Source organism: Ensifer sp. M14 (assembly GCF_003355565.1).
Classification (GTDB): Bacteria; Pseudomonadota; Alphaproteobacteria; order Rhizobiales; family Rhizobiaceae; genus Ensifer.
The window spans coordinates 446,695-468,069 of the sequence record NZ_QJNR01000004.1 but is presented as its reverse complement, the minus strand read 5'-3'; the positions used below and the strand labels follow the sequence as shown (position 1 = coordinate 468,069).

Annotated in this window: 23 protein-coding genes and 1 tRNA gene; 11 read left to right on the top strand and 13 right to left on the bottom strand. The window is 63.3% G+C overall.

Annotation, left to right across the window (positions count from 1 at the left end; all coding sequences use genetic code 11):
- Positions 1–9: 9 nt before the first annotated feature.
- The 7 genes from BLJAPNOD_RS02455 to BLJAPNOD_RS02420 form a co-directional block, all read right to left on the bottom strand.
- Positions 10–1,227, bottom strand: coding sequence for an efflux RND transporter periplasmic adaptor subunit (locus BLJAPNOD_RS02455; RefSeq protein WP_077499432.1), 1,218 nt, complete (start codon positions 1,225–1,227; stop codon positions 10–12).
- 257 nt (positions 1,228–1,484) lie between these two features.
- Positions 1,485–2,486, bottom strand: a complete 1,002-nt coding sequence (locus BLJAPNOD_RS02450; protein WP_077499430.1) for an ATP-binding cassette domain-containing protein — start codon at positions 2,484–2,486, stop codon at positions 1,485–1,487.
- Between the two features lie 13 nt (positions 2,487–2,499).
- Entirely contained in the window at positions 2,500–3,564 is a 1,065-nt protein-coding gene (locus BLJAPNOD_RS02445; RefSeq protein ID WP_077499428.1) for a Gfo/Idh/MocA family oxidoreductase, read from the bottom strand.
- Positions 3,561–4,397: a carbohydrate ABC transporter permease gene (locus BLJAPNOD_RS02440; protein ID WP_077499426.1), complete on the bottom strand. Its 837-nt coding sequence runs from the start codon at positions 4,395–4,397 to the stop codon at positions 3,561–3,563. The genes BLJAPNOD_RS02445 and BLJAPNOD_RS02440 overlap by 4 nt, the downstream gene beginning before the upstream one ends.
- An 11-nt stretch (positions 4,398–4,408) precedes the next feature.
- Positions 4,409–5,359, bottom strand: coding sequence for a sugar ABC transporter permease (locus BLJAPNOD_RS02435; protein WP_077499424.1), 951 nt, complete (start codon positions 5,357–5,359; stop codon positions 4,409–4,411).
- A 375-nt stretch (positions 5,360–5,734) separates the two neighbouring features.
- Positions 5,735–6,994 (bottom strand): ABC transporter substrate-binding protein, encoded by a 1,260-nt coding sequence (locus BLJAPNOD_RS02425; RefSeq protein WP_077499422.1) that lies wholly within the window; start codon positions 6,992–6,994, stop codon positions 5,735–5,737.
- A gap of 55 nt (positions 6,995–7,049) precedes the next feature.
- Positions 7,050–7,946, bottom strand: a complete 897-nt coding sequence (locus tag BLJAPNOD_RS02420; RefSeq protein ID WP_115418788.1) for an N-acetylmuramic acid 6-phosphate etherase — start codon at positions 7,944–7,946, stop codon at positions 7,050–7,052.
- Between the two features lie 197 nt (positions 7,947–8,143).
- Between BLJAPNOD_RS02420 and BLJAPNOD_RS02415 the strand changes: the two genes are divergently transcribed.
- From BLJAPNOD_RS02415 to nagA, 4 genes are read left to right on the top strand one after another with little or no spacing between them, the layout of a single operon-like run.
- Positions 8,144–9,028 carry an N-acetylglucosamine kinase gene (locus tag BLJAPNOD_RS02415; RefSeq protein ID WP_115418787.1) on the top strand — a complete coding sequence of 295 codons (885 nt, stop codon included), beginning with the start codon at positions 8,144–8,146 and terminating at the stop codon, positions 9,026–9,028.
- Entirely contained in the window at positions 9,025–9,789 is a 765-nt protein-coding gene (locus BLJAPNOD_RS02410; protein WP_025425454.1) for a GntR family transcriptional regulator, read from the top strand. Before BLJAPNOD_RS02415 ends, BLJAPNOD_RS02410 begins: the two co-directional genes overlap by 4 nt.
- A 29-nt stretch (positions 9,790–9,818) precedes the next feature.
- Complete coding sequence (locus BLJAPNOD_RS02405) at positions 9,819–10,841, top strand: SIS domain-containing protein (RefSeq protein WP_115418786.1); 1,023 nt, start codon at positions 9,819–9,821, stop codon at positions 10,839–10,841.
- Positions 10,838–11,998, top strand: coding sequence for an N-acetylglucosamine-6-phosphate deacetylase (gene nagA, locus BLJAPNOD_RS02400; RefSeq protein ID WP_115418785.1), 1,161 nt, complete (start codon positions 10,838–10,840; stop codon positions 11,996–11,998). The genes BLJAPNOD_RS02405 and nagA overlap by 4 nt, the downstream gene beginning before the upstream one ends.
- A 122-nt stretch (positions 11,999–12,120) precedes the next feature.
- On the opposite strand, the gene BLJAPNOD_RS02395 is transcribed toward nagA, so the two are convergent.
- From BLJAPNOD_RS02395 to BLJAPNOD_RS02385, 3 genes are read right to left on the bottom strand one after another with little or no spacing between them, the layout of a single operon-like run.
- Positions 12,121–12,846, bottom strand: coding sequence for a copper homeostasis protein CutC (locus tag BLJAPNOD_RS02395; RefSeq protein ID WP_115418784.1), 726 nt, complete (start codon positions 12,844–12,846; stop codon positions 12,121–12,123).
- Entirely contained in the window at positions 12,843–13,754 is a 912-nt protein-coding gene (locus tag BLJAPNOD_RS02390) for an ROK family protein (protein ID WP_115418783.1), read from the bottom strand. Before BLJAPNOD_RS02390 ends, BLJAPNOD_RS02395 begins: the two co-directional genes overlap by 4 nt.
- Positions 13,751–15,112, bottom strand: a complete 1,362-nt coding sequence (locus tag BLJAPNOD_RS02385) for an amidase (protein WP_115418782.1) — start codon at positions 15,110–15,112, stop codon at positions 13,751–13,753. The genes BLJAPNOD_RS02390 and BLJAPNOD_RS02385 overlap by 4 nt, the downstream gene beginning before the upstream one ends.
- A gap of 227 nt (positions 15,113–15,339) precedes the next feature.
- Between BLJAPNOD_RS02385 and BLJAPNOD_RS02380 the strand changes: the two genes are divergently transcribed.
- The gene (locus BLJAPNOD_RS02380) at positions 15,340–16,077 is read left to right on the top strand and encodes a sulfate transporter family protein (RefSeq protein ID WP_115418781.1); all 738 of its coding nucleotides are present in this window, start codon (positions 15,340–15,342) and stop codon (positions 16,075–16,077) included.
- 99 nt (positions 16,078–16,176) lie between these two features.
- The gene (locus tag BLJAPNOD_RS02375) at positions 16,177–16,386 is read left to right on the top strand and encodes a SlyX family protein (RefSeq protein WP_077499404.1); all 210 of its coding nucleotides are present in this window, start codon (positions 16,177–16,179) and stop codon (positions 16,384–16,386) included.
- A 77-nt stretch (positions 16,387–16,463) separates the two neighbouring features.
- On the opposite strand, the gene BLJAPNOD_RS02370 is transcribed toward BLJAPNOD_RS02375, so the two are convergent.
- The 3 genes from BLJAPNOD_RS02370 to BLJAPNOD_RS02360 all read right to left on the bottom strand — a co-directional run bounded on the left by BLJAPNOD_RS02370 (position 16,464) and on the right by BLJAPNOD_RS02360 (position 18,832).
- Positions 16,464–17,456 carry a BMP family ABC transporter substrate-binding protein gene (locus tag BLJAPNOD_RS02370; RefSeq protein WP_065784862.1) on the bottom strand — a complete coding sequence of 331 codons (993 nt, stop codon included), beginning with the start codon at positions 17,454–17,456 and terminating at the stop codon, positions 16,464–16,466.
- A 358-nt stretch (positions 17,457–17,814) separates the two neighbouring features.
- On the bottom strand, positions 17,815–18,468 hold the full coding sequence (msrA, locus tag BLJAPNOD_RS02365; RefSeq protein ID WP_115418780.1) for a peptide-methionine (S)-S-oxide reductase MsrA: 654 nt from the start codon (positions 18,466–18,468) through the stop codon (positions 17,815–17,817).
- Positions 18,469–18,514: 46 nt separating this feature from the next.
- On the bottom strand, positions 18,515–18,832 hold the full coding sequence (locus tag BLJAPNOD_RS02360; protein ID WP_077499400.1) for a hypothetical protein: 318 nt from the start codon (positions 18,830–18,832) through the stop codon (positions 18,515–18,517).
- A gap of 364 nt (positions 18,833–19,196) precedes the next feature.
- Between BLJAPNOD_RS02360 and BLJAPNOD_RS02355 the strand changes: the two genes are divergently transcribed.
- From BLJAPNOD_RS02355 to BLJAPNOD_RS02335, 5 genes are all read left to right on the top strand, one after another.
- Positions 19,197–19,286 (top strand) — tRNA-Ser (locus tag BLJAPNOD_RS02355).
- A 195-nt stretch (positions 19,287–19,481) separates the two neighbouring features.
- Entirely contained in the window at positions 19,482–19,700 is a 219-nt protein-coding gene (locus BLJAPNOD_RS02350) for a helix-turn-helix domain-containing protein (RefSeq protein WP_115418779.1), read from the top strand.
- A 9-nt stretch (positions 19,701–19,709) separates the two neighbouring features.
- On the top strand, positions 19,710–20,237 hold the full coding sequence (locus BLJAPNOD_RS02345) for a Clp protease N-terminal domain-containing protein (protein ID WP_115418778.1): 528 nt from the start codon (positions 19,710–19,712) through the stop codon (positions 20,235–20,237).
- A 317-nt stretch (positions 20,238–20,554) separates the two neighbouring features.
- Entirely contained in the window at positions 20,555–20,893 is a 339-nt protein-coding gene (locus BLJAPNOD_RS02340; protein WP_077499392.1) for a helix-turn-helix transcriptional regulator, read from the top strand.
- A gap of 1 nt (position 20,894) precedes the next feature.
- Positions 20,895–21,374, top strand: coding sequence for an SRPBCC family protein (locus BLJAPNOD_RS02335; RefSeq protein WP_115418777.1), 480 nt, complete (start codon positions 20,895–20,897; stop codon positions 21,372–21,374).
- The last annotated feature ends 1 nt before the right edge of the window (position 21,375 follow it).

Here is a 21,375-nt window from a genome sequence, read left to right as displayed (position 1 = left end):
AATCAGCACTCACTTTGTGGCTTCAGCGGGCTTTTCTTCGGCCGCCGCGGTCGTCTGCGCTGCTTCGGCCGCGGGCTTGGCGTTCGGGTCCCAGTCGGTCGGCTCGACCGGCGCACCGGGTCCGATCTTCTGGAAGCCTTCGACGATGACCTTTTCGCCAGGCTTCAGGCCTGTCGTCACCTGCCAGCGGGTTCCGACCGTCCGCCCGAGCGTGACGTTGCGGAACTCGACCTTCTTGTCGGCCGTGACGACATAGACCTGCGACTGGCCGGCGTTGTTACGCTGGACGGCCTGCTGCGGCACGGTGATCGCATCCTTCTCGACGCCCTGCTGAACCAGCACGCGGACATACATGCCCGGAAGCAGGTCGCCATCGGGATTGGGGAATTCGCCGCGCAGCGTTACCTGGCCGGTCGTCGCATCGACGGCTGCTTCCGAGAACAGGAGCTTGCCCTTGTGTTCGTAGGGCGTGCCGTCGTCGAGTATCAGTTGCACCTCGGCCACCTGCTCGCCGCTCAACATCTTGCCGTCTTCCAGCGCCTTGCGCAGGCGGATGAGATCGGTCGCCGACTGGGTAAAGTCGGCATAGAGCGGATCGAGTTGCTGGATCGTGGCGAGGTTTTCCGAGCTGTTGGCGCTGACCAGCGCACCCTCGGTGATGAGCGCGCGGCCGATCTGGCCGCTGATCGGCGCGGTCACGTTGGCATATTGCAGATCGAGCTTGGCGGCAGCGAGGCCGGCCTGAGCGATGGCGACGTCGGCAGCCGCTGCAGCGAGCAGGGCGGATGCATCGTCGAATTGCTGGGCGGCAACGACGTTGGCCTTCTTCAACGCTTCCTGGCGGGCAGCTTTCTGCTCGGCCTGCAGGCGTACGGCCTCGGCGCGGCGCAGCGTCGCCTCGGCCTTCTCGACCTGGACCTGGAAGGGAGCCGGGTCGATGCGGTAGAGCACGTCGCCTTCCTTCACCTTGGTGCCCTGCTGGAAGACGCGTTCGACGACGATGCCGGAAACGCGCGGGCGCACTTCGGCGACGCGCGTCGCGGTGATGCGGCCCGGCAGTTCGTTGGTGATCGGCAGCGTCTCGGATGCGGTCGTGAAGACGGCGACAGCCGATGGCGGGAAGGCGGGAGCGGCCTGTTCTTCTTGTTTCTGGCAGCCGGAAAGCAAAATCACGGTTGCCAAGGCGGCGGCCAGTGTCGGTCGGTTCATGCGCATAGCGATGTCCATATTCGGTGACCGTGCGCAGCCAGCGTGGGTCGCAGGGCTGCGCGGTCCGGAAGTGAAGGGAAGCAAGACCGGCATCGGGAACGGAAAATACCGGAACGCTAATATACAAACACAAATGTATGTTAATTTGCGCCGCAGCGCAACACCATGATGCAGCGCGTTGAATCCAAAAAAAATCAGCCGCCGCAGTGCGTTCGGCACCACGGCGGCTTGTTATCACCAAGCTGTGATCCGGCCGTCGGGCCGGATTGCTCGTCTCAGGCGAGGACGCGGTCGTCGGCACCAAAGCGATGCATGCTGCCGACCATCGGCGTTGCATAGACGATATCGTCCGGGGCGTAGCGGTGCTCGCCGAACAGCCGGACGGTGATCAGGCCGACCTGATCGGACTCGATATAGACGATCGTGTCGGCACCGAGATGCTCGACATGCACGACCTTGCCCTTCCAGTCGCCGCTCTCGCGAGACAGGCCGAGATGTTCCGGCCGGATGCCGATCGTCTTGGCGCTTTTATCGCCGAGACGGGCACCGTCGATGAAATTCATCTGCGGCGAGCCGATGAAGCCGGCGACGAAGACATTGGCCGGCCGGTTGTAGAGATCCATCGGCGAGCCGATCTGCTCGATCTGGCCGGCGTTGAGCACCACGATCTTGTCGGCGAGCGTCATCGCCTCGACCTGGTCGTGGGTCACGTAGATCATCGTTGCCTTGAGGCTGCGGTGCAGCCGGGCGATCTCGAGCCGGGTGTTGACGCGCAACGCCGCGTCGAGGTTCGACAAGGGCTCGTCGAAGAGGAACAGTTTTGGTTCGCGCACGATAGCGCGGCCGATGGCGACGCGCTGGCGCTGGCCGCCGGAAAGCTCGGCCGGACGGCGGGCGAGATAGGGGTCGAGCGACAGCATGTTCGCCGCCTTGCCGACCTTGTCCTCGATTTCCGCCTTCGGCTTGCCGGCCTGCTTCAGGCCGAGGCCCATATTGTCCTTCACCGTCAGGTGCGGATAGAGCGCGTAGGACTGGAACACCATGGCGATGCCGCGTTTGGCGGGCGCCACATGCCCGACCTCGACGCCGTCGATCTGGACGCTGCCGGAGGTGGCGTCCTCAAGGCCGGCGATGGTGCGCAGCAAGGTCGACTTGCCGCAGCCGGAGGGCCCGACGAAGATGACGAACTCGCCGTCCTTCACTTCGAGATCGATGCCCTTGAGAACCTCATGGCTGCCATAGGCCTTGCGGATGGATTTGAGTTGAAGTGATCCCACCTGATTGCCCCTCTTAAAGTTTGACCGGCTGGCCGCTACGCACGCTCTCATCCGCAGCAAGGCAGATGCGCAGCGACTGGACGGCGTCGTTCATGTGGCGGTCGAGATTGATGTCTTCACGGATGGCCTTCAGCACATAGGCCTGCTCCCGATCGCAGAGTTCCTGATGGCCGGGTTCCCCGTCCATGGTCAGGTCTTCGTCCGGTTTCAGGAATCGGCCGTTGGGGCCGGTCTCGGCATTGTGTACGCGAATGACCGAGGTCTTGGTGTGGGTGTCGATATCGTCGGACTTGGCATTCGGGTCCATGACGATCGACACCGAGCCCTTCGGCGACATCACGTCCTTCACGAAGAAGGCGGTCTCGGAGATCATCGGCCCCCAGCCGGCCTCATACCACCCGGCCGAACCGTCCTCGAAGATCACCTGCAGGTGGCCGTAATTGTACATGTCCTCAGCGATCTCGTCGGACAGACGCAGGCCCATGCCGCGCACTTCCACCGGTTTGGCATCGGTGATCTGGCACATGACGTCGACATAGTGCACGCCGCAGTCGACGATCGGCGGCGTCGTCTTCATCAGCGACTTGTGGGTTTCCCACGTCGGGCCGCTCGACTGCTGGTTCAGGTTCATGCGGAACACGTAAGGACCGCCGAGCTTGCGGGCTTCGGCAATCAGCCGGATCCACGAGGGGTGATGGCGCAGGATGTAGCCGATGATCAGCTTGCGGCCATGCTTCTTGGCAGCCGCAACGACGCGCTCTGCGTCGGCGACCGTCGTTGCCAGCGGCTTCTCCACGAAGACGTCGCAGCCCGCTTCGAAGGCGGCGACCGCATAGTCGGCATGGCTGTCGGAATAGGTGCAGACCGAGCAGAGCTCCGGCTTCAGTTCCGCAAGCGCTCTGTTGAAGTCCGGATGGATTTCGTAGCCGCGCAGCTCTTCCGGAAGCTCGACCTTGGAGCGATTGACCAGGCCAACGATCTCGAAGCCGGGATTGTTGTGGTAGGCGAGCGCATGGCTGCGCCCCATGTTGCCGAGGCCTGCGACGAGGACCCGGACCGGTTTGCTTTCTGAACTCACTTGACTGCTCCTGCGGTGATGCCGCGGATCAGCTGCCGCGAGAAAATGACATAGAGGACGAGAACCGGAAGAATGGCGAGCGACAGGGCCGCAAGCACCGCATTCCAGTTGGTGACGAATTGGCCGATGAAGATCTGCGAGCCCAGCGTCACCGTCTTGGTGGCTTCCGCCGGCGCCAGGATCAGCGGGAACCACAGATCGTTCCAGATCGGGATCATCGTGAACACGGCGACGGTCGCCATTGCCGGCCGGATAAGCGGTAGAACGAGGCGGAAGAAGATCGAGTATTCCGACAGCCCGTCGATGCGACCGGCGTTCTTCAGGTCGTCGGACACCGTGCGCATGAACTCCGACAGGATGAACACCGCGAGCGGCAACCCTTGCGCCGTATAAACGAGGATCAGCGCCGTCAGCGTGTTGACGAGGTTGGCCGCGACCATGCCCTGGAGAATGGCGACGGTGCCGAGACGGATCGGGATCATGATGCCGATCGCGAGATAGAGCCCCATCAGCGTGTTGCCGCGGAACCGATATTCCGACAGCGCGAACGCGGCCATCGCGCCGAACAGCAGAACCAGCGCGATCGCAACGACCGTGACGATGAAGCTGTTCTGGAAGTAGGTCGCAAAATCGCCCTGGCCGAGTACCGTCTGGTAGCCGATGAGGCTGAAGGTTTCGGGCGTGGGGACCGTCAACGGTGCGCGGAAGATCGCGTTGCGATCCTTGAACGAGTTGATGACCGTCAGGAACACCGGAAACAGCGAGATCAGCGTATAGGCGATCAGTGCTGCGTGAACGAAGCCGGTGCGGAAAATGGAGTGGCGTGCTTGCATCTCGGCCTCCCTTAGAACTGATAGCGGCGCATGCGGCGCTGGATGACGAAGAGGTAGAGCGACACGCCGGCAAGGATGATCAGGAACATCACCGTCGCGATCGTAGCACCCATCGAGCGGTCGCCGAGCTGCAGCTGGAAGCCGAAGAAGGTGCGGTAGAGCAGCGTGCCGAGAATGTCGGTGGAACCATCAGGACCTGCGAGTGCGCCCTGCACGGTGTAGACCAGGTCGAAGGCGTTGAAGTTGCCGACGAAAGTCAGGATCGAGATGATGCCGATTGCCGGCAGGATCAGCGGCAGCTTGATCTTCCAGAACTGGCTCCAGCCGGTGACGCCGTCGCATTCGGCAGCCTCGATCACTTCATCGGGAATGTTGAGCAGCGCGGCATAGATCAGCATCATCGGGATGCCGACATATTGCCAGACCGAGATCAGCGACACGGCGATGAGCGCCGAGCCGGGCTTGCCGAGCCAGGGCGCAAACATCGACTTCAAGCCGACGAGATCGAGCATCCAGGGGGCCACGCCCCAGATCGGCGACAGGATCAGCTTCCAGATGAAGCCGACGATAACGAAGGACAGAAGCGTCGGCAGGAAGATCGCCGTGCGGTAGAACGTGACGAAACGCAGCTTCGGAATGGACAGCATCGCCGCCAGCGCAACGCCGATCGGGTTCTGCACGCACATGTGGATGATGAAGAAGATGACGTTGTTCTTCAGCGCGTTCCAGAAATCGTGTGCCCAGCGCTCTTCGCCGAACAGCACTTGGAAGTTTGCGAGACCAACGAAGGTCGGCTGACCGTCGACCGTGTTGTAGAGTGAGAGGCGCAGCGTCTCGATCAGCGGTAGGATCATGACCGCGGAGTAGACCAAAAGGGCCGGCAGCAGAAAGATGAGGATGTGCCAGCGTTTCGGCCGTCTGACGGCCGGCTGTCCCTCTTGCAGTGAAGTGGCGTTGCTCATTGATCGTACCCGCTTGTTCGACCGGTTCCCTCAGGGATCATGATGCACGTCGACGCCATACGGCCGGTCCTGCCGCATACCGCCTGCCCCGATCCGGGCTCATGACGAAGGTTAAGGCTATCGCGTTCTTTTGCAAACGACTGCGTCGGTGACCTCCCCTGTCAAAGGGGAGGTCGATGACGCTTCGGCTGGGGGAGTGCCTCCTTGGGCAATGTCGCCCCGCCCGGCCTTTGCCGCACATCTTCTTGGACCGTCTCCGATTCAAGGACAAAACATGCAGCAAATCAAAGTGCTACAGCAGCCTTTGCGCACCTGATTGGACACGCAGCACCGTAGGGCCGACCCTCCCCGTTAAGGGGAGGGAACCAGTTGCGCTTACTTTGCCGGCTTGAACCAGCCGTCCAGACCCTTCTGCAGCTTTTCGGCAGCAACCTCAGGCGTATCCGTGCCGTTGATGACGTTCGCAGATTCGACCCAGGTCTCGTTTTCGAGGTTCGGCGTGCCGCGCGACAGGATCTGGTAGGTCGAGCGGATCGTCGGCTTGCACTTTTCGCGCCAGGAAACGAATTCCTGGGCGAGCGGATCGGCCATCTTCACGGCGGTCGAGTTCAGGCTGAAGAAGCCCGGCAGCGAGTTGGCATAGATGTCGGCGAATTCCGGCGACGAGATCCAGGTCAGGAGCTTCTTGGCTTCCTCGGCATGGGCGCTCTTTGCATTGAGGCCGACGCCGATGTCGTTGTGGTCGGAGATGTAGCAAGCGTCGCCGGCGTTCTTAACCGGAGGCGGGAAGGCACCCATCTTGAACTGGGCCTGGGTGTTGAACAGACCGATTTCCCACGAACCGGCCGGGTAGATCGCAGCGCGGCCGAGCGTGAACAGGTTCTGGCTGTCCGGATAGGTCTGGGCTTCAAAACCGTCGCCGAGGTAATCCTTCCACTTGGCGAGAACGCGGAAAGGCTCGACCCACGCATCGTCGGTCAGCTTCTGCTCGCCCTTGATCAGCGCAGCGCGGCCTTCTTCACCCTTCCAGTAGGTCGGGCCGATGTTCTGGTAGCCCATGGTCGCGGCTTCCCAGAGATCCTTGGTGCCCATCGCCATCGGGATGTAGTTGCCGTCGGCCTTGATCTTGTCGAGAGCCGCGAAGAATTCGGCTTCCGTCGTCGGGATCTGGATGCCGAGCTGGTCGAAGGCGTCCTTGTTGTAGATGAAGCCGTGGATGACCGAAGCCATCGGCACGCAGAACGTGGCCGCGCCATCGTCCGTCGTCCAGGCGGACTTGGCGACCGGCGAGAAGTTCTCGATGCCCGGAAGTGCCGTCAGGTCGGCCAGGTGCTTCTTGTTGTAGAGTTCGAGCGAGGCGTCGAACGGGCGGCAGGTGATGAGGTCGCCAGCCGAACCGGCGTCGAGCTTGGCGTTCAGCGCCGCGTTGTATTCGGTCGGAGCGGTCGGAGCGAACTTGACCTTGATGCCCGGATGCTTGGCTTCGAAGGCCGGGATCAGCTTTTCCTGCCAGATCGCCAGGTCGTCGTTGCGCCAGCTTTCGATCGTCAGCGTCACGTCTTCGGCCTGGGCCAGGCCGGCCGAGCCGAGAATGCTCGACGCGAGCAGCAGGCCCTTGAGTGTCGTACGGGTCATTTAGTTTCTCCCTCTTATATGCGCCGTTTTGGCGCGGTTTGAATCCCAGGTTTTGTCAGGCCGAGACGATGTCGATCGCCCGGCGCAGATTCTGCTTGGTCTGGTCGAGCGCCGCCTCGGCTGCCGCCACGTCCTTCGCGCCCGAGGCGAGCAGGATGGCAATCTTGACCGAACCGGATGCGGCATTGATCAGCCGGCCGGCCTCGGAGGCGCTGACGCCGGTAATGTCGGTGACGATCCGCACCGCACGGCCATGCAGCTTGATGTTGTCGGCGCGAAGATTGATCATGTGGCCATCGAGCACGTGGCCGAGATGGATGCCGACGAGCGTCGAGAACATGTTGAAGGCGATCTTCTGCGCCGTGCCCGCACCCATGCGCGTCGAGCCGGAAACGACTTCCGGCGGCGTCTGCAGCAGGATGGCGACATCCGCGTCCTTGAACAGGGCAGCTCCTGGATTGTTGGCGACGGCGATCACCTTGGCGCCGAGCTTGCGCGCCTCGTCGGCTGCGGCCAGCGCATAGGGTGTCGAGCCGCTGGCCGACACGGAGACCAGACAGTCGCCCGCAGAGATGCCAGCCTTGCGCACGTCTTCGCGCGCGAGTTCCATGTCGTCTTCGTAGCCACCGGCGAGGTCGCTGAGGCTGGCAGCACCACCTGCAAGCAGAATGACGATCTGGTCCTGCGGGATACCATAGGTGCCGGGGAGTTCCAGCGCATCGGCCATGGCCATCAGGCCCGAGCTGCCGGCGCCGGCATAGGCGAGACGGTGTCCGGCGCCAAGCGCTTCTGCGGCCAGGGACGCAGCAGTGGAAATCTGCTCGATCGCAGCGTCGACGGCCTTTGCTGCCGCCTGCTGCCCGGATGCGAGCAGCCGAAGCGCCAGCGCCGGATGCATGACATCCAGGCCTTTGGCATTATCGTGACGCTCCTCGGTCTTCACTGAAGGCATAGGTTGTGTCTCCTCTGGGCGAATTAATGCCAAAAAAATACCAATTGTCTAGGAAAATTTACATTTTGAAGCCAGAAAAAAGCAATCGCTGAAATTATCCATTGTTATTCAGTGTGTTATTTCAAAATTGGCTGTCGAGACCAATTCGGACTTGGTTATTGGTATTTTTTTGGTATCTTCAACGGGCGGAGGTGCTCATGCCAAACTACCTGATTGGAATCGATGGCGGCGGAACAAGCTGCCGGGCGGCTGTGGCTGCGGGGGATGGCCGTATTCTCGGCCGTGGCAAGGCTGGTGCCGCCAATATCCTGACGGATCCAGAAACGGCGCTCGCCAACATCGCCGGCGCCGCGCGCGCTGCGTTCGAAGAAGCCGGTCTTGATCCCGCGGGTATAACGCAGGCGCGGGCGCTTGTCGGCGTCGCCGGACATAACGTCGGCGATGCGGTGCACTATGTGAAGCGCCGCCTGCCGTTTGCCGCGGCCGACATTGAATCTGACGGTTTGATCGCGCTGCAGGGCGCGCTTGGCGACGAGGACGGCGCCGTCGCCATTCTCGGCACCGGCAGCATCTATATCCTGCGCCAGGGCGACACGATCAGCTATGTCGGCGGCTGGGGCTTCACCATCGGCGACCATGGCAGCGGTGCACGCATCGGTCATGCCCTCCTGCAGGAAAGCCTGCTCGCCTTTGACGGCATTCACGAGGCTTCGCCGGTGACGGATAGCGTCATGGCTGAGTTCAAAAACGATCCGAGCAATGTCGTCGATTTCGCACGCCTGGCAAAGCCTGGCGAGTTCGGCCGTTATGCCCCGCGCGTGTTCGAAGCGGCGCAGCTAAGCGATCCGGTCGCCGTGCGCCTGTTGAAGACGGCGGCAATCACGATCGACGAAGCGCTTGACGTCGTGGTTGCTCGGGGAGGGAGGAAGCTCTGCCTGCTCGGCGGTCTCGCGCCGCTCTACCGTCCATGGCTTGCAGAGCGCCACCAGCCGCTTTTCGTCGAAGCCGAGGCCGACGCCCTTACCGGCGCCGTGGCGCTCGCCGCACAGCGCTTCGGCTCCCGCAAGGAGGTTGGCGCATGACCGACCATCTCGCCGCCATTCTGCCGCTCGAAGGCCTGCAGGCGGGCGGCTCCGGCCCGCTCTATCTCAAGCTGCGCCAATCCCTCGAAGACGCGATCCAGTCCGGCAAGCTCAATCATGGCGACGCCCTGCCGCCGGAGCGCGATCTGGCGGACTACGCCAATATCAGCCGCGTTACCGTGCGCAAGGCGGTCGACGATCTGGTGCGCGACGGCTTGCTGGTGCGCCGCCACGGCTCCGGCACCTTCGTCGTCAAGCCGGTTTCCAAGGTGCAGCAATCGCTGTCGCGGCTGACCTCTTTTACCGAGGACATGGCGCGCCGTGGCTTGAACACTCATGCTCGCTGGCTCGAGCGCGGCCTGTATCATCCGTCCCCGGACGAGATGATGGCGCTGGGCCTGCCGGCCGATGCGCTGGTGGCAAGGCTTGGGCGTCTGCGTATCGCCGACGACATGCCTCTCGCAATCGAGCGCGCGAGCATCTCGGCCGAGTTCTTGCCGGACCCGCAGGCCGTCACGTCGTCGCTCTATACCGCGCTCGATAAGACCCGCTCACGGCCGGTGCGGGCCGTGCAGCGCATCTCCGCCTGCAACATCAAGGACCCCGATGCCTCCATGCTCGGCGTCGCCGTCGGCTCTGCCGGCCTTTCCATCGAACGCGTTTCCTATCTCGCATCGGGACGCGTCGTCGAATTCACCCGCTCGCTCTACCGGGGCGACGCCTATGATTTTGTCGCGGAACTGACCCTGTCGGAATCCTGACCGACACTCCGCAAGATAAGGAATTGACCATGCAGACCAACATGCGCCGAGAAATCGACGAGATCCCTGAGGCCGCCCAGCGTCTGCTGGAGCGCTCCGCCGATCAGCTCAAGGCGGCAGGCGCGGCCTTGCGCGCCAAGGATCCGGCCTTCCTGGTAACGATTGCCCGCGGCTCCTCCGACCATGCGGCGCTCTTTCTGAAATATGCGATCGAGTTGCAGGCCGGTCGCCCGGTCGCCTCGCTCGGCCCGTCGCTCGCCTCGATCTATGGTGCCAAGCTGCAGCTCGGTGGCGCGGCGGCCATTGCCATTTCGCAATCGGGCAAGAGCCCTGACATCGTTGCCATGGCGCAGGCGGCGACCGATGCGGGCGCGGTCTCGATCGCGCTCACCAATACGCTGCCGTCGCCGATTTCCGAGGCTTGCACCCATCCGCTGGATATTCTTGCCGGTCCCGAAATTGCGGTTGCCGCCACCAAGTCCTACGTCAACTCGATCGTCGCAGGCCTTGCCGTGCTCGGCGAATGGACCGGTGATGCCGCATTGCAGCGGGCGGTCGCGGATCTTCCGAACCAGTTCGCCAAGGCGGTCAAGCTCGACTGGCAGGCCTTTGCCGATGACCTCGGCGAAGCCGAATCGCTCTATGTGCTTGGCCGCGGCCCGGCGCTTGCGATTGCCAGCGAGGCAGCGCTGAAATTCAAGGAAACATCGGGCATGCACGCGGAAGCCTATTCGGCAGCCGAGGTGCTGCACGGACCGGTGGCGCTGGTCGGTGCGAAGTTCCCGGTGCTGACGCTTGCCGCGCGCGATGCGGCGCAAACCTCGGTCGCCGGCATCGCCGACGGTATGGCGGAAAAGGGCGCGGTCGTCCATGTAACCTCGAGCCTTGCCGGCAAGGCCAAGCGCTTGCCCTTCGTTGAGACAGGCCATCCGATCACCGACGCGCTGACCCTGATCCTGCCGTTCTACGGTTTCGTCGAAGCCTGGTCGCGCTCGCGCGGCCTCAACCCCGATGCACCGGCCAGCCTCAAGAAGGTAACGGAGACGAGATGACCGAGAAGAAGGCAATCATCGGCGCCCGCCTGTTCGATGGCATCGAATGGCACGATGGCGCCGCCCTCCTGATCGAGGCCGGCCGCGTCAAGGCCATCGGGGCTGCCGGTGATGTGCCGGCGGATGCCACCGTCATCGACACGCACGGTCTGCTGCTGGTGCCTGGCTTCATCGATTTGCAGGTCAATGGCGGCGGTGGCGCACTGCTCAACGCACAACCGACGCTGGACAGCATTCGCCAGATCTGTTCGGCGCACGCGAAGTTCGGCACCACGGCGCTTCTGCCGACGCTGATCACCGATACGCGCGAAGTGCGATCGGCAACCATTGCAGCCGGCCTTCAGGCGAAGGCGGCCGGCGTGCCGGGCTTCCTCGGCCTGCATCTGGAAGGTCCTCACCTCTCGGTCGCTCGCAAGGGCGCGCATGATCCGGCGCTGATCCGGCCGATGGATGATGCCGACCTTCAGGAGATGCTCGACTGTGCCAGGGCGCTCGGTGTGCTCATGGTCACCGTCGCGCCGGAAAACGCCACGAAGGAACAGGTGCGCGCGCTCGCCGATGCCGGCGCCGTCGTCAGCCTCGGCCATACGGATGTCGGCTATGAGACCGCCGTGTCCTACGCCAAGGCCGGGGCGAAAACGGTGACGCATCTCTTCAACGCGATGAGCGGCCTCGGTCATCGCGAGCCTGGTGTCGTCGGTGCAGCGCTTGCGACCGGCACGCTGCATGCGGGTCTGATCGCCGACGGCTACCATGTCGACCCGGCCTCGATGGGGGTGGCGCTCAGGGCCAAGACCGGCCCAGGCCAGATCTTCCTGGTGACCGACGCGATGTCGCCGATCGGGACGGATATGACGAGCTTCGAGCTCAACGGTCGCGAGATCCTGCGTCACGGCGGCCGTCTGACGCTTGCCGACGGCACGCTTGCCGGCGCCGATATCGACATGCTCTCGTCGGTGCGCTTCGTGCATGAGAAGCTTGGGCTTCCGGTGGAAGAAGCGCTTCGCATGGCATCGGCCTATCCCGCCGACGCCATGGGCCTCTCCTCGCACAAGGGCCGCCTGCTGCCCGGCGCGGACGCAGACTTTGTGCTGCTGACACCGAAGCTTGCGATGGGGTCGACCTGGATCGGCGGCGACAAGGTCTACGCCGCCTGATTGCGGCAGTATTGAAAACGAGCGGTTTTCCGTCAGGAAATGCGAAAAGCAAGGAAAAGGCCCGACAATCGGAGACGATCGTCGGGCCTATTCCTTGCTGTGACGGGGAGTGAACGATCTTTCTACTGCGCCGAAAGCCGCGCCTTCATCGCCCGAACGGTCGCCGCATCCGTGCGGCGCCGATCTTCGGCGACAAATCCCATGCTGACCAGCCGTGAATCGTGAGCCGGCTCACGGATCGAGCAGGAGGAATGCACTTCGCTGACCGACAGCTTGGCAAGCAGCGCGTCGACGGTATCAAGCGTCACGCCCGAGCCCGGCATGATCGAAAGGCGCCCTGCGGCGAGCGCCACAAGCTCCGCGAGCTTTTCGATCGCTTGCGGCGCGCTTCTGGCGCCGCCTGATGTCAAGATCCGCTCGAAGCCGAGTTCGACCGCCAGTTCGATCGCATCCTTGAAATCCGGCACCAGGTCGAAGGCGCGGTGCAGGGTGAGGCCAAGGCCGGCGGCGTGACCTGTCAGCTTTCGGAGCATCGCAGCATCCAGCTGGCCATCGGTGAGCGAAGCGCCAAGCACGACACCCGCAAGCCGGGCATCGCGCACCGCATCGATATCGCGACGCATCATCTCGAGATCGCCGGCGCCAAAAACGAAGTCGCCCGGCCGCGGTCGGATCATGACATAGACGGGCACCCGGGGCGGACCGGCGAGCGCCATCAATCCGGCCGTCGGCGTCAGCCCGCCGACGGAGAGCGCCGCGCAGAGCTCTATGCGGTCAGCCCCGCCTTCAACCGCCGCCGCAAGCCCGTCGGCGTCGTCAACGCAAACCTCCAGACCAATTTCGCTCATACTTTTTCTCCTCCAAGGCCGAGCAGTGCGGCCCCGATCAGCCCCGGCTCGACCTGACATTCGCCGCGCACGACCAGCGGCCGCTTGAATTGGCGCAGAATCCGGCTACGAACCGCCTTGTCGATCTCCTCCAGCAACGGCTCGACATTGGAAAGTCCGCCGCCGACCGGCACGATGGTCGCGCCCGTCGTATTGATGACCACCGCCAGCGGCGAGCTGACGAGGTCGACAAGGATTTCCACGGTGCGCTTCGCCTCCGTATCGCCCTTCAGCCATGCCTCGATGATCTCGTGGCTCGACAGCGTCTTGCCGTGAATGGTGTCGTGTAATCGCTCAAGCCCGCGCGCACCGCCGACGGTGTCGACGCAGCGCTTCTGGCCGCAGCCACAGGCATAGGCGGGGATGGCGACCGGCGGTTCGCCCGCTTCTGCCGCCAATGCGGGACCGTGTCCCCATTCGCCGGCAAAGCCGCCGTCGGCGTTGATCAACTCGCCGCCGACCACCAGCCCGCCGCCGACGCCGGTGCCGAGGATAGCGCCGAAGACGATGCGATGGCCGCGCCCGGCGCCGGCGCCGGCTTCCGCAAGCGCGAAGCAGTCGGCGTCATTGGCGATCTTGACCGGCAGGTGCAGTTCGCGTTCGAGTTCGGCCACCAATTCGCGGCCGTCGATGCAGGGGATGTTGGCGCATTTGATCCGGCGCGTTTCCGGATCGATGACACCGGTGATCGAGATCGCCACGCATTCCGGGTGACCGCCGGCCTCGTCGAGCACGGATTCGAGCACCTGGACGAACTGGCGGAAATTGTTGAGCGGTGTCGCGCGGCGCGGCAGCGGAAAGATCCTGTCGCGCGAATGCACGATCGCACCCTTGATCGCCGATCCGCCGATATCGAAACAGACGATCATGCCTCTCCCCGGATCACCGTTTCGGCGGCAAGGGCAATCGACAGCAGCCGGTCGTCGTGATGATGCGGCGCTGCCAGCTGCAGCCCGACGGGCATTTCGCCGGCACCGGTGCCACAGGGGATCGAGATACCGCAAAAATCGAGGAAGTTGCCGATGAGAGTATTGCGCAGCGTCCTGGCATTGGTCTTGAAGAACAACTCGTCGTCCTGAAGCAGCGGTGCCAGCGGCGGCGCGACATGCGGCAACGTCGGATGGACGATGAGTTCGCCCGGTTTCAGGCTCTCGACCGTCTCGTGGATCAGCTGATCGCGGGCATCCAGAAGCGCGATGTAGTCGGGCATGGTGATCTTCTCGCCGAGCCTCGTGCGGGCGACGACGCGTGGGTCGATGCGTTCCGCATCCGGGCCGGACAGGCGCTCCCGGTGCAGCGCGTAAGCCTCGGCGGTGACGAGCGCGCCGTGGCGGGCCATCAGATCGAACACTGCCTTGAACGTCGGGAAGGCGCGCCGCGTCACCGTGGCTCCGGCCTTTTCCAGCCGCTTGACCGCATCCTCGAAGGCTTCGACGACTTCGCTCTCCGCCTCGTCGGAGACGATGGTTTCCGGGATGACGAGAGAAATGCCGGCGATCTCGCCGCGGCGCACCACCGGCGCGGTCAATCCATGCATGGCGGCGTCGAGCCAGACCGCATCCTGAACCGTATGACAGAGGGGGCCAAGCGAATCGAGGCTTTCGGCCAGCGGAAACACGCCCTTCATCGAGTAGCGGCCGCGCGTCGCCTTGTAGCCGACAATGCCGGTCATCGCCGCCGGGATGCGCACGGACCCGCCGGTATCGGTACCGATTGCCGCCGGCACGAGGCCGGCCGCCACTGCCGCAGCCGAGCCGGAGGAGGAGCCGCCCGGAATGCGCTCGACATCGGTCGAGGCCGGGTTGTGCGGTGTGCCGTAATGCGGATTGATGCCGAGGCCGGAAAAGGCGAACTCGCTCATATTGGTTCGCCCGACGCTGACCATGCCGGCACCCGCAACCGCTGCGACCACGGCGGCGTCGCTGCCGGCTGGCGGAGCGTCCCGCAGAACAGCCGAGCCGGCGGTGGTCACGCTGCCCTTGACGTCGAAGAGGTCCTTCCAGGCGACCGGAAGACCGTCGAGCAGGCCGAGTGAGCGCCCCGCCCGGAGCCGGGCGGAGGCGGCTGCCGCTTCCTTCAGCGCGCGTTCGCGGGTGAGGCCGACGAAGATCGTCTGGTCGCCATGCGCTTCGATGCCGGCAAGCGTTTCCTCGGCAAGCGTGACCGGGTCGAGTTTGCCGTCCTGGAGGAGTACCGAAAGCCCGGCGAGCGTTTTCTGTCTGGTCATTGTCTCCCCTATCCGCCTGCCGCCCGTGGGCAGCTCGCCTTTCCGATCGACCTGCACGCGCAAGTCTTTGTTCTACCATATCGCTCCCCATGGCGTTTGCCATGGTCCGTCCGTCTTCACTGCAGGAATTTTGCCGAAAGCAGACGATGCCAGCCACGCCGCCTTGTCGATGCGAGCGCTTCTGCCTACATGCCTCATCGAACCCTGCCCGGCACTGGAGAGATTTGATGATTTTGGACGCGGCGCGACTTTCTCTCGCCAATCTCTTTGCACCGGAGACCCGCTCGGTGTTCTGGAAGGTGCTCGGCCTGACGCTTCTGGCGCTCGCAGCACTCTGGTTCGGGCTTCGCGAAACCTTTATCTGGCTTGCCTTGCCATGGCTCGACGCGCTGATGCCCGGCACGCCCGCCTGGGCCGGCTGGCTCACCTTCGTGCTCGGCATCTTCGCGAGCCTCGGTCTGGCGCTGGCGCTGGCCCTGCTTCTGGCGCCGGTGACGGCGCTGATCGCCGGCTTGTTCCTCGACGACGTCGCCGAAGTGGTCGAAGCGCGGGATTATCCGAACGAGCCTGCCGGCAGGCCCCTGCCGCTCGGCGAGGCGATTGCCGGCTCGGCCAAATTTCTCGGCGTCGTCATTCTCGGCAATATTCTGGCGCTGTTCTTGCTGTTGGTGCCGGGCGTCAACCTGATCGCCTTCTTCCTGGTCAACGGCTATCTGCTTGGGCGGGAGTTCTTCGAGTTCGCCGCCATGCGCTACCGCTCGCCGGCGGAAGCGCGGCTCTTCCGTGCCAAACACCGCTCGACCGTGTTTCTGGCCGGCCTGCTGCTGGCGGCCTTCCTTGCTGTCCCGTTCCTCAACCTGCTGACGCCGCTCTTTGCCGCCGGCATGATGGTGCATCTGCACAAGAAGTTGTCGGCCAGCGACCCGGGGTTTTCGCTCGCGCAAGGCTCCGCGACCAGGGCCTGAGCCGCAATCTGCCTTGACAGCGAACCCTTGCCGGCCAATCTGCCGGAAATCCCCATGATGTCGCGGGCCCGATGGCCCTGACAGGACGGAGCAGCTGAAATGAACAATGCCGAAGACCGGATCACCCGGCTCGAAGAGACGGTGGCCCATCAGGCCAAGACGATCGAGGAGCTCTCCGACCAGCTCGCCGAACAGTGGAAGGTCGTCGAGCAGACGCGAGCCAAGCTCGACCGGTTGACCGAACGTTTCCTCAGCCTCGAGGAGCAATCGCTCGATGCACCGCCGATCACCCGCCCGCCGCATTATTGAGTCGCAATCTCAGCGCAGCAAATAAAAAGGCCGCCGTTCCTGCGAACGGCGGCCTTCTTCATGTCAGGCGGAAGCCCTTAGTAGGGGCAGGCTTCGTCGCTCATGTAGTCGTGAACCTGGACCTTGCCGGCGATGATCTCGGCCTTGACCTTTTCGACCGCGTCGAGCATTTCCGGGGTGATCAGGGCCTTGTTGTTGTCGTCGAGCGCATAGCCGACGCCATCTTCCTTGAGGCCGAGGTTGGAAATGCCGAACTCGAACTTGTCGTTCTTGGCAGCGGTGAAGGCTTCGTAGACGGCGACGTCGACGCGCTTCAGCATCGAGGTCAGAACCTTGCCCGGCTGCAGGCCGTTCTGGTTGGAATCGACGCCGATGCCGAGCTTGCCGGCATCTGCCGCTGCCTGCAGGACGCCGACGCCAGTGCCGCCGGCTGCGTGGTAGACCACGTCCGAACCCTGGTCCATCTGCGACTTGGCGATTTCGCCGCCCTTGACCGGGTCGTTCCAGGCGTCCGGCGTCGTGCCGGTGTAGGCTTCGAGAACCTTCACGTCAGCACCGGTCGACTTTGCCCCGCCGACATAGCCGCAGGCGAACTTGTGGATGAGCGGAACGTCCATGCCGCCGATGAAGCTGACGGTCTTCGACTTCGAAGCGAGACCGGCGAGCACGCCGACGAGGTAAGAGCCTTCCTGTTCCTTGAACACGATCGACTTCACGTTCGGCTTGTCGAGCACCATGTCGATGATCGCGAACTTGGTGTCGGGATATTCGCCGGCGATCTTTTCGAGCGGTGCGGCCCAGTTGAAGCCGGCCATGACGATCGGGTTGTTGCCGTCGCTGGCGAAGCGGCGCAGGGCCTGCTCGCGCTGAGCGTCATTGGCGATTTCGAACTCGCGGTATTCGACGCCCGATTCTGTCTTGAATTTTTCAGCGCCGTTGAAGGCCGCTTCGTTGAACGATTTGTCGAACTTGCCGCCCAGATCGTAAATGATGGCCGGCTTGATGTCGGCGGCCAGAGCCGTGGCGGACATCATGGAAAAGGCAAAGAGACCGAGAATTGTTTTTTTCATCGTGCAGCCCTGTTGTCGCTATTGATCTTTATCGGGTCCTCCCGCGGGCCCCGGATGGAGCCTGTCTGCGGAACCCACCCCTCTCGCGGGGGCTAGGGTGGCGGCATCCTTGCACGGTCACGGCAAAAAAACACTCAAAATTTTTCGGATGGTAAAAATGTCGACCGACATTCACAGGCATCGTTAAAATGCCGGTTCTCTTGACCTTTTGGGATCGGGCGGTTGACGCCGCGCGCCAGGCAGGCGGCGTCAAAGGGAAAGAGCATGTCGTGAAAGGGTGTACAAGGGGTTGTGCGCGGCAAGCGCAAAACAAGAGCGCTGAAGAGCGGCAAGCCACTCTGAAAGACAGCAGCGCGCTTCAGGCGCCGATCGGGCAGCTGATCCCGGTGCCGCGCAGGCCGCAGTAACCATCAGGGTTTTTCGCCAGATACTGCTGGTGGTAATCCTCGGCAAAGTACAACGGGCCGGCCATTTCGATCTGCGTGGTGATCTTGCCCGTATGGCCCGACATTTTCAGCGCCGCCTGGAAGGCGTCGCGCGCGGCCCTCGCCCCCTTCATCTGCGCATCGTCATAGACATAGATGGCGGAGCGATAGGTCGTGCCGATGTCGTTGCCCTGGCGCATGCCCTGGGTTGGGTCGTGCTCCTCGAAGAAGGTCTTGAGCAGGCGCGACAGCGGAACCACCTTCGGATCGTAGACCACCAGAACCACTTCGGTGTGGCCGGTCAGTCCCGTGGTGGTTTCCTGGTAGGTCGGGTTCGGCGTCAGGCCACCGGAATAGCCGGCGGCGGTGACGTAGACACCGGGCATGTTCCACAGCAAGCGCTCGGCACCCCAGAAACAGCCCATGCCGAAGAGGATCTTCTCCGTGCCTTCGGGGTAGGGGCTTTTCAGCGGGCGTCCCGAGACGAAATGGCTGACGGCGGTCGCAATGGCGTCCTCGCGCCCGCGCAGTGCCGTCTCAGCGTCGGGCATGATGGTCTTCTTGTTGAACATGTCGATCAGGAACATCGTGGAAACTCCATATCGTCGACGCGGGGGAAGCGCCCCGCGATGATCAGGCGGCAAAGCGGCCGGCGGCCGGCTGCTTCTTGTATCCGGCCATCCAAAGAAGGAGGGCGAGAAGCGCGAGGACCGCAAAGGCGGGCTGCGTAAAAAGCCAGTGCAGCATGGAGTGCCAGAACGTCGCTCCGCTATCGGTCCGTTGGGCGAACTGCACCCAACTGGCAGTGTCGGCCCCGAGCGCTTCGAGATCGTCGCCGAGCGAGGTCATCACCAGCTCGGATGCGGCAACGGACTGGATGGCGTCAACCGCACCGGCAAGCACGGCCGCAAGCAACACCACAAAGCTCGCCAGTCTCAGCACGAAGCGCATCGGTCCCTCATTCCTCAGATACGAACGGTCCAGTCCGTGTAGCCGCTTTCATCTTCCGTGCGCCTTTCGGGGGGCGATGCCGGCGATGGGGGAGAGCGTCGCAATCCGGGCTGGCGCAGCGTCCGGGCGATCTCCAGCGAGAAGCGCCGAACAATGCTGCTGCAAGAGATAGGCCCGGTCGGAAGCAAGCGCAATGGCGAGCATTGCCTGCCAAGTTATACAAGATGTCAACAATCTGTCAGAAAGCAGTTGATCCCGGGCAAATCATCGGTATATATCCCGCCCGTCCGCCGGTTCGCGCCGGCTGACACGAAGGGCTCCGGCCTTTCCCATCCAGCCGCATGACCAACGGCTGCTGACGGATGGACAGGTGGCCGAGTGGTTGAAGGCGCACGCCTGGAAAGTGTGTATACGTGAAAGCGTATCGAGGGTTCGAATCCCTCTCTGTCCGCCATCTCCCCTGTGAAAATCATTCGAATTAGACCCGGGCCATCGCCCACGCCTGCCGCAGTCATTTCGGTGCAGACCGAGGCTGCCGTCGATCATTCGATGATGCTGCCGGCCGAAGCCGCGCCCGGATGTGCAATCGTGTCGGCAAAATCGTCAACTTAGGTTGACGCATTGTCGCTCGTCAACTAATGTTGACGACATGATCGATCCCGATGCCTTTCAACCTTCCGACGATCCCGCAGAAACGCTTGCCACTGTCGTCGCCCTTCGAAGGCTGGCGGATCGCCTGGAGCGTCAGGCGGTCGCAGCGGCGCTGGGAAAGGGATGGTCATGGGCGCGGATTGCGCAAGCTCTCGGCGTCACCAAACAGGCCGCACATAAACGTCTGTCGGATCTCGTCACAGGCAACGAGCGTTAGGATATTTCGATGTTCAACCGTATCAAGCAGCGTCTCAACGACATGGGCACGATCAAGGCGCTTTGTGAGCGTGCCGAGCACCATGCCTTGCAAGACCAGCAGCGTGAGCCTGGCGCGGAACACTTCCTGTTGTCTGCGCTCGATCTTCCGGACGGGACGGCGCGCCGGGCATTTACGCGGGTCGGTGCCGACGCGTCCGATCTGCCGCAAGCCATTGCGCGCCAATACGCCGAGGCGCTTCGTCTTCTGGGTCTCGATCCCCGGATCGCCGCACATCTCGCTGAGGGGCAGGCACCGTTGCTGCTCAACCGCGAGGTCTACGTCGCCGCCCCCTCGGGTGCGCAGGTGATGCAGGCATTGGCTGCCGATCGGGCAAGCCACGGACCGTTGCTCGGCGCCGATGTCGTGGCAACGGTTGCGGATCTTCGCGAGGGCGTCACCGCGCGTGCCCTTCGCACGATGGGCGTCGATCCCGGTGCACTCAAAATCGCTGCCGAGGCCGAAGGTGACGCCTTTCGCAGTGCGTCGAAACATTGATCCCATAAGCGCAGCAAGGTCATCTCCGATGTCTCGATTCCGACCGCCGCATGCCGCGACGATCGGATCAGGGTGCAGGTCGGCTTCAACGTCGTCGCGAGAGGATGGCGACCAGCGCAAGCCCGCTGGTTACCGAGACGTGTTCCAGGGCCACGGTCCTGTCGCGGAGATCGCGACGTTGCGTTGAGGAAGAGGGTGAGCGGCACGCGGGCCAGCAAGCTGAAGGCGCGGGCGTCCGATATTCTCGCAATGCTGCCGCCATAGGTGGGTTAATACTTATCCATTGCACTAAGTATTTGATCGTGATACTTAGCCGTATGGAACAGTATTCGGATCCGCTCGACGGAATTTTCCAGGCGCTGGCCGACCCGACGCGCCGCGCCGTGCTCGCAAGGCTCGGTCGCGGCCCCGCCAGCATCAGCGATCTGGCAAAGCCGTTCGACATGGCGCTGCCGTCGTTCATGAAACACATCCATTTTCTCGAAGGCAGCGGCCTGATCCGCACGGTGAAACAGGGCCGGGTACGCACCTGCACCATCGACAAGAACCGGTTCGCGGCCATCGAAACGTGGATGTCGGCGCAGCGTGCCCTGTGGGAGGGGCGCACCGATCGGCTTGAGCAGTTCGTGATGGCAGCGCAAAACAAGGAGAAATGACATGATCCGATCTCCCGATCCCGATCTCGACCTGACGATATCGCGCCTGATCAAGGCGCCGCGTTCGGTGATCTGGAATGCCTGGGCCGATCCCGCCCGTTTCGAGCAATGGTGGGTGCCCGCGCCGGCCAGATGCCGGGTGGTGGATATGGATCTTCGGCCGGGCGGCGCCTTCGTCACCCGGATCAGCGAAGGCGGTGGCGCATTCACCCCGCATCTGGATGCCTGTTTCCTGGCGGTCGACGACCACGAGCGCATTGTTTTCACCAATTCGCTGGTCGCGGGATGGCGCCCCGCCGAGAACCCTTTCATGACGGCCATCATCACGCTCAAGGATCATGCTGACGGCACGGACTATGCCGCCCACGTCATGCACAGGAGCAATGCCGACCGGACCATGCACGAGGAGATGGGCTTTTACGACGGCTGGGGCACGGTGATCGGGCAGCTCGCCGGCCTCGTCGAGGGCAAGGCCCAATAGA